General features: G+C 31.8%; 12 protein-coding genes. 8 read left to right on the forward strand and 4 right to left on the reverse strand.

All coding sequences use genetic code 11. The features are described from left to right. Positions 1-47: 47 nt before the first annotated feature. A complete protein-coding gene (locus tag B4L98_RS04200; protein WP_291049238.1) occupies positions 48-3509 on the reverse strand; it encodes a methylmalonyl-CoA mutase family protein in 3462 nt (1153 codons plus the stop codon). Positions 3510-3693: 184 nt separating this feature from the next. Here B4L98_RS04200 and B4L98_RS04205 point away from each other — a divergent pair, with 184 nt between their 5' ends. Then, a complete protein-coding gene (locus B4L98_RS04205) occupies positions 3694-4596 on the forward strand; it encodes a hypothetical protein (RefSeq protein WP_280049674.1) in 903 nt (300 codons plus the stop codon). Position 4597: 1 nt separating this feature from the next. Here B4L98_RS04205 and B4L98_RS04210 read toward each other — a convergent pair whose 3' ends face one another. Further along, positions 4598-5275: a uracil-DNA glycosylase gene (locus tag B4L98_RS04210; protein ID WP_219034364.1), complete on the reverse strand. Its 678-nt coding sequence runs from the start codon at positions 5273-5275 to the stop codon at positions 4598-4600. Positions 5276-5320: 45 nt separating this feature from the next. Between B4L98_RS04210 and B4L98_RS04215 the strand changes: the two genes are divergently transcribed. From B4L98_RS04215 to B4L98_RS04245, 7 genes are all read left to right on the forward strand, one after another. Next, positions 5321-5704 carry a DUF5004 domain-containing protein gene (locus B4L98_RS04215; protein WP_115000084.1) on the forward strand — a complete coding sequence of 128 codons (384 nt, stop codon included), beginning with the start codon at positions 5321-5323 and terminating at the stop codon, positions 5702-5704. Between the two features lie 68 nt (positions 5705-5772). Next, positions 5773-7920, forward strand: coding sequence for an endonuclease MutS2 (locus B4L98_RS04220; protein ID WP_286495176.1), 2148 nt, complete (start codon positions 5773-5775; stop codon positions 7918-7920). A gap of 561 nt (positions 7921-8481) precedes the next feature. Continuing rightward, positions 8482-8757, forward strand: coding sequence for a hypothetical protein (locus B4L98_RS04225; RefSeq protein WP_219034361.1), 276 nt, complete (start codon positions 8482-8484; stop codon positions 8755-8757). Between the two features lie 417 nt (positions 8758-9174). Then, positions 9175-9801: a peroxiredoxin gene (locus B4L98_RS04230; protein WP_038336698.1), complete on the forward strand. Its 627-nt coding sequence runs from the start codon at positions 9175-9177 to the stop codon at positions 9799-9801. Positions 9802-9960: 159 nt separating this feature from the next. Then, the gene (locus tag B4L98_RS04235; protein ID WP_286495177.1) at positions 9961-10278 is read left to right on the forward strand and encodes a thioredoxin family protein; all 318 of its coding nucleotides are present in this window, start codon (positions 9961-9963) and stop codon (positions 10276-10278) included. Beyond that, positions 10259-10510 (forward strand): DUF6952 family protein, encoded by a 252-nt coding sequence (locus B4L98_RS04240; protein ID WP_038336694.1) that lies wholly within the window; start codon positions 10259-10261, stop codon positions 10508-10510. Before B4L98_RS04235 ends, B4L98_RS04240 begins: the two co-directional genes overlap by 20 nt. Positions 10511-10681: 171 nt before the next feature. Continuing rightward, positions 10682-11854, forward strand: a complete 1173-nt coding sequence (locus B4L98_RS04245; protein ID WP_291077649.1) for an IS4 family transposase — start codon at positions 10682-10684, stop codon at positions 11852-11854. An 87-nt stretch (positions 11855-11941) separates the two neighbouring features. On the opposite strand, the gene B4L98_RS04250 is transcribed toward B4L98_RS04245, so the two are convergent. Both B4L98_RS04250 and B4L98_RS04255 read right to left on the reverse strand, forming a co-directional pair. Continuing rightward, on the reverse strand, positions 11942-12562 hold the full coding sequence (locus B4L98_RS04250; RefSeq protein ID WP_219034359.1) for an L-threonylcarbamoyladenylate synthase: 621 nt from the start codon (positions 12560-12562) through the stop codon (positions 11942-11944). A gap of 63 nt (positions 12563-12625) precedes the next feature. Next, positions 12626-13501 (reverse strand): DUF808 family protein, encoded by an 876-nt coding sequence (locus B4L98_RS04255; RefSeq protein WP_286495179.1) that lies wholly within the window; start codon positions 13499-13501, stop codon positions 12626-12628. Positions 13502-13617 lie beyond the last annotated feature (116 nt).

The raw sequence follows: 13617 nt of genomic DNA on the forward strand, positions 1-13617 counted from the left end.
CAACCCCATCAAAAGATGAGGCTGTTAAAGTATTATTAATAAAAAAATTACATATTTCTACGGTACTGTCCGCCTACTTCGAATAAGGCAGAAGTGATTTGTCCTAATGAACAAACTTTGGTTGCTTCCATCAACACTTCAAAAATATTTTGATTGTTAATAGCCGCTTGTTGTGCAGTTTCTAATGCACTTTCAGCTTGTTGTTCATTAATTTTATTCAAGTTTTCTTTAGTTTTAATTTGAAATTGTTTTTCCTCTTCTGTTGCACGAATAACCTCCGCAGGAACCACTGTTGGCGAACCTTTTGAACTTAAGAACGTATTTACACCAATAATTGGGAACGTTCCGTTGTGTTTCAATGTTTCGTAATACAATGATTCTTCCTGAATTTTAGAACGTTGATACATCGTTTCCATCGCTCCTAAAACGCCACCACGTTCTGTAATACGATCAAATTCTTGTAAAACTGCTTCTTCTACTAAATCCGTTAATTCTTCAATTATAAATGAACCTTGAATTGGATTTTCGTTCTTCGCTAAACCTAATTCTTTATTGATAATCAACTGAATAGCCATTGCACGGCGAACCGATTCTTCTGTTGGCGTTGTAATTGCTTCATCGTACGCATTGGTATGTAACGAGTTACAGTTGTCGTAAATCGCATATAAAGCTTGCAACGTCGTACGAATATCGTTGAAATCAATTTCTTGCGCGTGTAACGATCGACCCGAAGTTTGAATATGGTATTTCAACATTTGTGCACGTTCGTTAGCTCCGTATTTATTTTTCAAGGCTTTTGCCCAAATTTTACGCGCCACACGACCAATTACTGAATATTCTGGATCGATACCATTGGAGAAGAAAAACGATAAGTTTGGCCCAAACGCATTGATATCCATTCCGCGAGATAAATAATACTCAACATACGTAAATCCGTTAGCTAACGTAAACGCTAACTGCGTAATAGGATTCGCTCCTGCTTCAGCAATATGGTAACCCGAAATAGAAACCGAATAAAAATTACGTACATTTTGATTGATGAAATATTCTTGCACATCGCCCATTAAACGCAACGCAAATTCTGTTGAGAAAATACACGTATTTTGTGCTTGGTCTTCTTTTAAAATATCTGCCTGAACAGTTCCACGAACCTGAGCTAACGTATTTTTCTTAATTTCAGCATAAACTTCTGCAGGTAAAACCTGATCACCAGTTACACCCAAAAGCATTAACCCCAAACCATCATTTCCTTCTGGTAAATCGCCATTATAACGAGGTCTTTCCAAACCTTTGTCTTCGTAAATAGCTTTGATTTTTGCTTCAATTTCAGTTTCTAAACCATTTTCTTTGATGTATTTTTCACAATTTTGATCAATTGCGGCATTCATAAAGAAACCTAACAACATAGGCGCAGGACCGTTAATCGTCATAGAAACCGAAGTAGCTGGATGTGATAAATCGAAACCAGAATATAATTTCTTCGCATCATCTAAACAACAAATCGAAACTCCAGCATTACCAATTTTTCCGTAAATATCAGGACGATGACCTGGATCATTTCCATACAAAGTTACCGAATCAAACGCTGTAGACAAACGCTTTGCTGGCATTCCTTTCGATACATAATGGAAACGACGATTGGTACGCTCTGGTCCACCTTCACCCGCAAACATACGCGTTGGATCCTCACCTTCACGTTTAAATGGATATAATCCCGAAGTAAAAGGAAACTCACCCGGTACGTTTTCTTGTAAAACCCAACGTAAAATATCGCCCCAAGCTTCGTACTTTGGCAATGCAATTTTAGGGATTTGTAAATGCGATAAAGACTCAGAATGTGTCTGAATTTTAATTTCTTTATCACGCACTTTAAATGTATAAACTGGATTTTTATATTTGTTTACCTTTTCGTCCCAAGTCGTGATTACTTCCCAGTTGAAAGGATCTAAATTCATTTTTAATTTATCAAATTCAGCTAAAAGAATTTTAACTAAATCTGCATTTTCAGTTCCAGAAATATCAATTCCGTGTTGAGAAATTGTTGGCTTTTTTCCAGAAAGTGTTTCAATTGTTTTAAAGAAACCATATAGTTTTTGAGCTACATCTCTCTGTGCATTTGCACGAACATCATATCCACGATTATTTTCAGCAATCTCTGATAAATAACGCGTTCTTGATGGTGGAATAACAAAGATTTTCTCTGACATTTCTTTTGTAATTTGAAAAGAAGATTTCAAATCTGCATTTGTTTTTTCAACCACTTTATCAATGATTGATTGGTATAATTGATTGGTTCCTGGATCGTTAAATTGTGAAGCAATTGTTCCAAAAACAGGCATTTCATCAGGATTTATATCCCAAAGATTATGATTACGTTGGTATTGTTTTTTTACATCGCGTAAGGCATCTAACGCACCACGTTTATCGAATTTATTAATCGCCACAATGTCAGCAAAATCTAACATATCAATCTTCTCTAATTGCGTTGCAGCACCAAATTCTGGCGTCATGATATACAATGAAGCATCAGAATGATCTAAAATTTCGGTATCTGACTGACCAATTCCAGAAGTTTCTAAAATAATCAAATCATATTTCGCAGCTTTCAACACCTGAATCGCTTCCTCCACATATTTCGATAACGCTAAATTTGATTGACGAGTAGCCAGCGAACGCATATAAACACGAGGATTGTTGATAGAATTCATTCGAATACGATCTCCTAACAAAGCACCACCCGTTTTCTTTTTTGATGGATCGACAGAAACCAAAGCAATTGATTTTTCTGGAAAATCAATCAAAAAACGACGCACTAATTCATCTACCATAGACGATTTTCCTGCTCCTCCTGTTCCCGTAATTCCTAAAACCGGTGCAGATTTATCAGCTACTTTATCGAAATCAAATGCCTTCAAAAAATCTTCTTCACGATTTTCTGCCAACGAAATTAGTCGCGCAATCGTCGTGATATCTTTATCTTCTAATGATTGATAAACATCTTTTCCTTCTGGCAATTCTAATGGCCCTGTCGGAAAATCTGCTTTCTCCACCATATCATTAATCATTCCTTGCAAACCTAATTCGCGACCATCATCAGGAGAGTATAAACGTGTAATTCCGTAATCCATCAACTCTTTAATTTCTGACGGTAAAATTACTCCACCTCCACCTCCAACGATGCGGATATGACCCGCTCCTTTTTCTTGAAGCAAATCGTACATATATTTGAAATATTCGTTGTGACCTCCTTGATAAGATGTCATTGCAATTGCATTTGCATCTTCTTGTATCGCAGTATTTACAACATCTTCAACCGATTTATCGTGACCTAAATGGATTACCTCGCAACCCGTTGCTTGAATAATGCGACGCATAATATTAATCGACGCATCATGCCCATCAAACAAAGCAGCAGCAGTTACAATACGTACTTTGTTTTTAGGAGTGTATACTTCTTGTATTGGATGTACAAACTTTTCTTTCTTTTCTTCTTGAGTAATTTGTGACATTTATTTGTGATTTTGATTTTTTATGACTCTTGCTAAGATAACATAAATTTCAATGTTTTTCGTGCAGATAAAATTATCATATTCAATAAAATATTAATGTTTTATTAATAAATCACTATAATTTATATTGATTTATTTACAATATATTATTAACTTTAAAGAGAACTATTTTAGAATTCTACTTATGAATACTTATTCTCTAAAAGATCTATCAGATCTGTCAAGACTAGATGAACAAATGATTGTTTTATGGGATAAAAAGTTCAAATTGTTTAACGAGGATAAGATTGATAAAAATTCATTATTTAACCACGATCACTTAAAAAAAGTTATTATTATTTCTTTTTTAATTGAATCAAACAAAAAATATACAGTAGAAAATTTAAGTGTAAAATCACTTTCAGAAATACAACTTTTATCCGAATTTGAAATTCAAAATTATATCCAGAAAAACAAAAGTTATGAACCAATTATTGTGTTATTAATCTGTTCTTGTTTTTCATATGATACACGTTTCTTTGACGCTATTCTTACACTTTGTTTCAATAAAATTGGAATCGAAAAATGTTGTATAGATATTGTTTTTCCTTTTTTAAGCAAAATGTCTATCATTATGGAAAAGTATACTATTCAAGAATCGGTTATTTCGTTTTCTAAAAACCTAATTAGAAAACATCTTTTTTATTTGATTAAATCAATTCCATATTCAGATCAAAATTCTCGTAAATGGCTTTTATTTTTACCTGAAAAAGAAAATGAAGATTTAGAATTAATTTATACTCATCTTCTTTTAAAAATTAATAACGAAAAAGGAATTTATTTAGGGGAAAATCAGAGTTTAAATTCTATTTTAGAATGTATTGAAAATACTCAAATAACACATATTTTTATTTATATCTCTAAAAATTATGATTCCACTTCTCTTGAAATTTATCTCGAATCAATCACGAAAAATCTTCCAAATGTTACCATTTTTGTAGCTACTTATACTATTCTAAAAGAAAAAATAACCGAAAAAGTTCCGTATATAAACGTAAACACCCCAACAGCTTTTAATTCTTATTTACAAAAAATTATGGCGATGTAAATTATTTACTTTTGATTTCCCAATTTATAGGTTGTAGATTCTTACTTTTCAAAAAATTATTAGTTTTCGAAAAAGGTTTACTTCCCCAAAAACCTCTGTAAGCTCCTAATGGAGAAGGATGAGCAGATTCTATAACAACATGCTTATTTCGGTCAATTTTTGCTCCTTTTTTTTGAGCATAAGCTCCCCAAAGTATAAAAACTAAATTTTCTTTTTGATCAGAAAGCTTCTGTATTACAGCATCTGTAAATATTTCCCAACCTTTTTTCTGGTGCGAACCTGCCTTAGAAGCTTCAACCGTCAATGTTGCATTTAATAATAATACACCTTGTTTAGCCCATGTTTCCAAATTTCCAGAAGTAGAAATTCTTATTCCTAAATCATCATTCAACTCTTTATAAATATTTTGCAAACTTGGAGGTAATTTAATTCCATCGACAACCGAAAAAGACAAACCATTTGCTTGTCCAATCCCATGATAAGGATCTTGACCAATCAAAACCACTTTAACATCATCAAAAGGCGTATAATCTAATGCAGAAAATATTTTGGATGCGGGAGGATATATTGTTTTTGTTTCATACTCATTTCGTACAAAATCTGTCAATATTTTAAAGTAATCTTTTTCAAATTCATTCTTTAAAACTTCTTTCCAAGAAGCATCTAATTTCACATCCATTTTCATATATTTATACAGAAACAAAATTAACCAATTTTAACCTCTATGAAAAAGTTTCTTTACCTAATTCCCTTTTTTATACTAAATTCTTGTATAGATTTTGCTGATGATGATCCTTATGATTTAGGCCGGAAAATTGAAAATAATATAAAAGTTTTGAATACAGATATGATATATAATGCAGACCGAACATACAACATAAGCACTGAAGTGAAGAATAAAAACAAGGATTTTTCAGTAAAAGTTAAATTAACTTTTGAATTTAAAAATCCAAATCCGACAATCAATTCCGAAACTTTAACTATTGATTTAAAACCAAATGAAACTAAAAAATCAGTTTTCAGAAGTAGCAAAGCAAATACTAACACAGATCAAATGACATATATTAATAAGGTCAAAATTAATGTCATTCACTTTGATCGGTCATAAAAAACCACGGATTTCAAAGTATTTCATGATTTTGAATTTGTCGAAATTTTATCCGTAATTTTGCGTTAATGCAAATATCAGAACAAACTTTAAAAGATTTAGAATTTAATGCGGTTCAAAAAGAAATCGCAGAATTTGCTTATACAGAAAAGGTTGAGGCACTTATTTTTAACTTAAAACCTTATCAGGATCACCAACTTTTGGTACAAGATCTACAAACGACAAACGAATATTTAACAAGTTTCGAGACGGGAAATCGTTTTCCGTTTTCAGAATATTATATTTTAGATGAAAATCTAAACCGATTAGAAATTGAGAATTATTATTTGCCTGCAGAAGAATTCTTCAAAATCAAGGCAAATACGCTTCAAGTGAAAGAAATCTTGAAATATTTGACAGCTTTCAACGAATATGCACCTGTTTTGTTTGAGAAAGCTTCAACGATTACTTACGAAAAAAATATCATAAAATTAATCGATCAAGTATTCAATAAATTTGGAGAAATCAAGGACGACGCAAGTCCTGAACTGAAAATTGTACGCGATCGTTTGCGTCATTTGAATGGACGAATTACCGAATTATTCAATAAATCGATGTCTTATCATTCGGATTATTTGGATGACATTCGTGAATCTGTTGTTGGAAATCGTCGCGTTTTGGCCGTTAAATCTGCTTTGAGAAAACGTGTGAAAGGGCAATTTTTAGGTACTTCTAAAACTGGATCGATTACGTTTATTGAGCCAGAAAGTGTACAAAATCCTCGTCGTGAATGGGAAGAATTAAAAGAAGAAGAAAAACATTTGGTTATTCAGATTTTATTAGATTTAACTGCTCAAATTGCAGAATACAAACCAAATCTTGAAGAATATCAAACGTTTTTAGAATACATCGATTTTACACAAGCGAAAGCAAATTATGCTTTTTTGATTAATGGAATTTTACCTCAACTTTCTGAGAATCGAATTATCAAATTAGTCGATGCTTATCATCCTGTTTTATTTTTAAACAATAAAAGAAAAGCTCAAAAAACGATTCCGCAGAGTTTAGAAATTAACGAAGATTGTCGAATTATCATTATTTCTGGTCCAAATGCTGGAGGAAAATCAATTACGTTAAAAACAATTGGTTTACTTCAAATTATGATTCAGAGTGGTGTTTTAGTTCCTGTAAAAGATCAAAGTCAATTTGGATTTTTTAATCAAATTTTCACAGATATTGGAGATAATCAATCCATTGAAAATCATTTATCAACATACAGTTATCGTCTAAAACAAATGTCCTATTTCTTGAAGAATGCAGACGATAAAACATTATTGTTAGTTGATGAATTTGGGACAGGTTCTGATCCAGAATTGGGTGGAGCTTTGGCCGAAGTTTTCTTTGAAGAATTTTATGAACGTAATTCTTTCGGTGTTTTTACGACGCATTATACAAATATCAAATTGAGCGCAGAAAGTTTGCCAGAAGCGATAAATGCTTGTATGTTGTTTGATAAAAAAACATTGGAACCACTTTATCGTTTGGAAATTGGACAAGCCGGAAGTTCATTTACATTTGAGGTTGCTGAGAAAAATAAAATTCCGTTTCGTTTGATTAATCGTGCGAAGAAAAAAGTTGAACGTGAAAAAGTGAGTTTGGATAAAACTATTTTAAAACTTCAACAAGAAAAATTTGAAATTCAGAAAACAAAAGATCATGTTGAAGAGTTGCGCGAAACAAATCTTGAGCACAACGAAAAATTAGAGCAAACGAATGAAAAAATTCAGCAAAAACTATATGATTTTCAGCAATTATATGATCGCGAGCAAAAACGTTTGAAACTTGGAGAACGTATTTCAGACATGGCGGATTCTTACTTGAAAACGAAAAATAAAAAGCAAATGATTTCGAATTTCTTGAAATTAATTGAAATGGAAAACTCGAAAAAAACGAAAGAAGTTCAACGATTAAAGAAAATTGAAAAGATTGTAGAGAAAGAAGTTAAACGCGAGTTAAAAGAAAATTCAGAAACAATTTCTCAACAAAAAGAAGTCATCGAAAAGAAAGAAAAAGCAGCTACTCAGAAAAAAATTGATGCGTTGAAAGTTGGTGATCGTGTCAAAATTCATGGTTCGTCTAGTGTTGGAACAATTGATAAGATAAAAAAAGAAATTGTTTTTGTAAATTACGGTTTATTTACAACTCAAATCAATGTTAATGAGGTATATAAAATTTAGTTTTTTCGTTTAATTAAAAAGTTTTCAATCTTGTTTGTGGCAAGATGATGACATTAAACACTATTCTTGTTCTTTTATAATAGATGTAACAAATTGAAATAACACATTGAGTGATTGTAAATATATAGTTACTATCAACAATCGAGGAATGATGAATGAAAAAGGTATTTTTTAATTTAAGTTTAAGAATTCTTCAAAAATTTACACAAAAAATTCAGCTATATAAACTGTTAAATCTGGTGTTAATAATATTCCGGTTGAAATTAGCAACTGTAATTATGAAGATGAAATAATCGAAGTTTGTTTTATGCAATACAAATAACACACGATATATAAATTATTTATAAAAGATTAATTACCCAAACTTTATTTCTAAATATTACTAATTGTGCATTCGCACAAACGAATAATAACTGGGGTTGGTTAATTGGAAATTGGGGAGGAATTGGTATTGGAAAACCTGGCGAAGGAAAAGGAACTTTTTCTTTTGGTCATCAATTAAATAACAATATTATTGTCCGAAAAAGTCATTCTGAATATCCTTCACGAGATTCTAAAAAAATGACAGTATATGATGATTTACTGGTTGTTTATTTAGATGAAAATAAAAATTTATCGAAAGCTATTTATTTTGATAACGAAGGTCATGTTATCAATTATTCGATTACTTATCCCGAAAAAAAGATTACATTTCTGAGTGAAACAAAACCCAATCAACCCATATTTAGATTGATTTACTCGCTACTCGAAAATAATGAAGTTAACACAGCTTTTGAAATTTCAATGGATGGAAAAAATTTTAATACCTATATCGAAAGAAAAATTAAAAAAATATAAAACGAAAAAGGTTAGTGAATTCACTAACCTTTTTCGTTTTAATATCTTAATCTTTCTCTATGCCTTGTGAACTTATCATTAAATCATAATTATCACAGTCGTTTTTAAATAAAATTTAATTCATTTTAAATAATCATCAACATAATGAATATCATTCTTTAGGGTAAATAATCTTCGTAAATTAGCGTATAAATAAGATAAAAAGGCTGTTGTATTGAATTTCAATAGAATATTAACTCAATAATTATTATTAATCATATATCATAAATATAATTTATAGTATAATCTATATTTGAAATTGAAAATATATGGACAGTTTAAAATATCAGTCTAAATTTGTATCAGTAAAAGAGATAAAAACTATTACAAGTTTTATCACATCGAGAAGTAAAAAACAAAATATAAAAAATTAAAATTATGTCATTAGTAGGAAAAAAAGCGCCTTTATTCACAGCGCCAGCAGTAATTGATGGAGACGAAATCGTAGAAAACTTTTCAATGCCAATCGGAGAGAAAAACATCGTTTTATTCTTCTACCCAAAAGATTTTACATTTGTTTGTCCAACAGAATTACACGCATTCCAAGCTAAATTAGCTGAATTCGAAAAAAGAGATGCTGTTGTAATCGCTGCTTCTTGTGATTCAGAAGAAACTCACTTAGCGTGGTTAAACACTGCAAAAGATAACGGAGGTATCGAAGGTGTTACTTACCCAATCGTTGCTGACTTAGCAAAAACTATCGCTATGGATTACGGAGTTTTAGCTGGTGAGTATGTTTACAATGAAGAAAATGATTCTTTAAAATTTGAAGGAGCTCCAGTTGCTTACCGTGGTACTTTCATCATCGACAAAAATGGTGTTGTTCGTCACGAAACAATCAACGATTTACCATTAGGACGTAACATCGATGAGTATGTACGTTTATTAGATGCAATTTTACACGTTGAGAAATATGGTGAAGTTTGTCCAGCAAACTGGGAAGAAGGAAAAGATGCTATGAACGCTACTAAAGATGGTGTAGCTTCTTACTTAGCTTCTCACTAAAAATAACTTGAAAATCTTTTGATTTTCAAAATTCACGAAGAGGCTGTCTAAAAAATTTGACAGGAGATTTTAACGAATTCATTTTCAATAAAAATCACTAAGCTCAACACTTAGACAGCCTTTTTTATACCCAATTTTTAACTTATAAAAATTAATAAAATGTTTGCAGAATTAGAACAAGATAACTTAGCACAAGTAGTTGCTGATAACAATATAGTAATTGTACAATATGGTGCTGGATGGTGTGGAAACTGCCGTTTAGTAAAACCAAAATTCAAAAAATTAGCGGCTGAATATGAAGGTCAAGCTGAGTTTTTATATGTTGATGCTGAAAAATTAGTAGAATCAAGAAAATTAGCTGAAGTTCCAAATTTACCAACTTTCGCGGTTTTCAAAGGAGGAGAAAATGTAGGACAAGTAACTGCGTCTAAAATTGATGCTGTAAAAGAATTGATCAATGAAGTTGCCGGTATTTAAGAATTTAGCAAAAAACGTTTCTATTGAAGCAATGGAAACAGCTTTAGAAGTTTTGGAAGTTTATGCTGATTCTCCAGCTGTAAAGGAGCCAGAACAAGAAGTAATTGGAGAAATGATTTCTAACATTTGTGGAGCTATGGAAATGAAGCAAATGATGGAAGAAGAAGGATTGGACGAGCGTACTGCTGCCAATACTTTTATGCAACGCGTAATGGGTTCGATTGATAAATAATTTTATCAATTAGTTAGTATAGAAAAAGGATTTCAATTGAAATCCTTTTTTGGTTTTATATAATTAATGTTGAATCATTAGCGTCCTAAACGTTAAAAGAAAGCGTAAAAAAAGCGCGTAAATTTCGGATCTCAAATTATCTTTGAGTTGGACACCAAAAAAAACACGCGCTTGATGGTAAATATAACATTGTTTTCTCAGATAATAACAAAACTTAACCGCTCAAATTTCAAAAAATTAGTAAACGAAAAGCAAACGGATAAGCACAACAAAGGTTTTGACAGTTGGAGTCATTTGATTTCCATGCTATTTTGTCATTTTGCACGTAGCAAGTCTGTTCGTGATATAAGCAATGGCCTTCGATCTGCTACGGGAAATCTAAACCATCTTGGTATAGTTAAAGCGCCCTCTAAATCATCAATAAGTTATCAGAATAAAAACCGAAGCCATGAGCTATTTAAAGAATATTATTTTGCTTTGCTTCAAAGTTTAGGACAGCACCCCAAGTTTAAACAGGTAAAGTTCCGCATAAAATCAAAAATCCTATTATTAGACTCCACCACAATATCCCTATGCTTAAGTATTTTTGATTGGGCAAAATACAAGACCACCAAAGGAGCTGTTAAAATGCATACACTTCTTGATTTTGATGGGAATCTACCAGCTTACATCAATATCACCGATGGTAAAACAGCTGATAATAAAGGAGCTTACGACATTCCTTTGCTGAAGGGTAGTGTTATTGTTGCAGATCGATTTTACAATGATTTTAGCCTGTTAAACATTTGGGACAGCAAGCAAGTATACTTTGTAATTAGACACAAGGATAACTTGAAATTTGAGACAATTAAGGAGTTAGAATTACCTAAGAACAGGCATCAAAATGTTCTGAAAGATGAAATCATTACTTTGGCTAATGAAAAATCAAAACAGCTATACCCTAATAAACTAAGGCGTGTAGCGGTATGGGATCAAGAAAACGAACAAGTCATAGAGCTTATTACCAATCAGTTTACCTGGACGGCTCATACGATTAGTCAGCTTTATAAAAGTAGATGGATGGTGGAGATATTCTTTAGAGACTTAAAACAACTTTTACATATAAAAACCTTTGTTGGAACCTCGGAAAACGCTGTAATGATACAAATATGGACGGCGCTTATCACTATTTTAATACTTAAAGCACTACGTGCGCAATCAAAATTCAATTGGCATTTATCCAATTTAGTCGCTTTTATAAGACTAAATCTTTTTGTGAAGATTGAATTACAAAAATGGCTTGATAATCCACTAAAGGAAGTAGAAAAACCTCCTCCAAAATTGGAACAAGGGGTTCTATTTTAAATTTTGTCCAACTATAGCTTGTATCCTACTAAAGTGGGTGGATATTTTATGCCCTAAATTTATTTAGGACGCTATTGATGTTGAATCCTATAAATAATCTTCAATATCACCCTTACCTTCACGTAAAACCTCTACTCCATCCGTCATATCAACAACAGTAGACGCAATATTATCTCCATAACCACTATCAATGACAGCATCTACAAGCTTCTCCCATTTTTCAAAAATCAATTCAGGATCTGTTGTATATTCTACAATTTCATCTTCATCATAAATAGAAGTTGAAGCAATAGGATTTCCTAATTTTTCGACAATCATTTGCGGAACAGCATGATCTGGAACACGAATACCAACCGTTTTTTTACCTTTGTAAGCAACAGGTAAATTGCGCGATGCATTCATGACAAATGTAAAAGGACCTGGTAAAGCGCGTTTCAAAATTTTGAACGTACTGTTATCAATTGGTAAAGTATATTGTGACAAATGGCTTAAATCATTACAAACAATAGAAAAATGAGATTTTTCAAGTTTAACACCTTTCAATCGAGCAAGTTTCTCCATTGCTTTAATATTCGTAATATCACATCCTAATCCATACACAGTATCGGAAGGATAAATAATTAAACCTCCATTTTGTAAAATCTTAACCACTTGATCAATCGCTTTTTCTTGTGGATTTTCTGGATGAATTCTGATATAATCTGCCATTTGTAAATCTTTATTCAAAGATACGAAATAGTTAACAATTCTTTTCGAAATCTATTCTATCTCCTAACCTTTAGCTAAACCTATTATTTTCTTAACTATTGTGACAAGTACCACAACCAATAATCCTGCAATCAAAGCAATCAAAGCTTCGCTAATCATCATTGGAATTGCTGTAGGTAAATGATGATGAATATAATCGATGTTATGAACAAATATCCCGCCTGAAACCAATAAAAGCGCAACAGTCCCTACAAATCCTAAAATTTTGATCACATATGGTAATGCATCAACCAAAAAATGTCCTAATTTAGAAACAGCTCCTTTGTCGTGTGATGCTTTTATCAGTTTAAAACCTGCATCATCCATACGAACAATTAAGGTTACAATCCCGTAAACACCAATGGTTGCTAAAATTGCAATAAACGAAACTGTAAAAACTTGTGTCAACATTGGTTGTTCCAAAACTGTACTCAATGCAATAATCACAATTTCTATCGAAAGGATAAAGTCCGTAATAATCGCAGATTTCACTTTTGATTTTTCCGAAACATGCTTCTTATCTTCTACTTTATCTTCATGAATAACTTCTGAACCTTTTTTTGGACGGTGAAAAATAAACTCGATTATTTTCTCTACACCTTCAAAAGCTAAATAAAAACCTCCCAAAATCAAAACATATTTTATCACTTCTGGCATATAATGATTTAGTGTCAAAACAATTGGAACAATGATCAATTTATTGATAAAAGAGCCTTTTGTTATTGCCCATAAAACTGGTATTTCGCGCGAAGATAAAAATCCCGTTGCTTTCTCAGCATTTACAGCCAAATCATCTCCTAAAATCCCTGCTGTTTTACTCGCTGCTACTTTACTTGTAACCGCTACATCATCCATCAATGCTGCAATATCATCTAAAATTGCAAATATTCCTGAAGCCATATTATTGTTATTTTTTGGTTCGTAAAAGTAAAAAAAAATGTCAAATCTTTATAGATTATTTTTATGTTCTTTCGACGATTCATTTCAAGTAAATTGCACTCCAAATTCTGACTATA

Origin of the sequence: Empedobacter sp. UBA5528 (genome assembly GCF_002426075.1) — a bacterium.
GTDB classification, from domain to species: domain Bacteria; phylum Bacteroidota; class Bacteroidia; order Flavobacteriales; family Weeksellaceae; genus Empedobacter; species Empedobacter falsenii_B.

Bases quoted from the DNA above. Each gene is read 5' to 3' on its own strand.
- B4L98_RS04235 (WP_286495177.1), top strand. From the start codon at position 9,961: ATGTTTGCAGAATTAGAACAAGATAACTTAGCACAAGTAGTTGCTGAT.
- B4L98_RS04210 (WP_219034364.1), bottom strand. From the start codon at position 5,275: ATGGATGTGAAATTAGATGCTTCTTGGAAAGAAGTTTTAAAGAATGAA.
- B4L98_RS04250 (WP_219034359.1), bottom strand. From the start codon at position 12,562: ATGGCAGATTATATCAGAATTCATCCAGAAAATCCACAAGAAAAAGCG.
- B4L98_RS04255 (WP_286495179.1), bottom strand. From the start codon at position 13,501: ATGGCTTCAGGAATATTTGCAATTTTAGATGATATTGCAGCATTGATG.
- B4L98_RS04220 (WP_286495176.1), top strand. From the start codon at position 5,773: ATGCAAATATCAGAACAAACTTTAAAAGATTTAGAATTTAATGCGGTT.
- B4L98_RS04205 (WP_280049674.1), top strand. From the start codon at position 3,694: ATGAATACTTATTCTCTAAAAGATCTATCAGATCTGTCAAGACTAGAT.
- B4L98_RS04225 (WP_219034361.1), top strand. From the start codon at position 8,482: ATGACAGTATATGATGATTTACTGGTTGTTTATTTAGATGAAAATAAA.
- B4L98_RS04240 (WP_038336694.1), top strand. From the start codon at position 10,259: ATGAAGTTGCCGGTATTTAAGAATTTAGCAAAAAACGTTTCTATTGAA.
- B4L98_RS04230 (WP_038336698.1), top strand. From the start codon at position 9,175: ATGTCATTAGTAGGAAAAAAAGCGCCTTTATTCACAGCGCCAGCAGTA.
- B4L98_RS04215 (WP_115000084.1), top strand. From the start codon at position 5,321: ATGAAAAAGTTTCTTTACCTAATTCCCTTTTTTATACTAAATTCTTGT.
- B4L98_RS04200 (WP_291049238.1), bottom strand. From the start codon at position 3,509: ATGTCACAAATTACTCAAGAAGAAAAGAAAGAAAAGTTTGTACATCCA.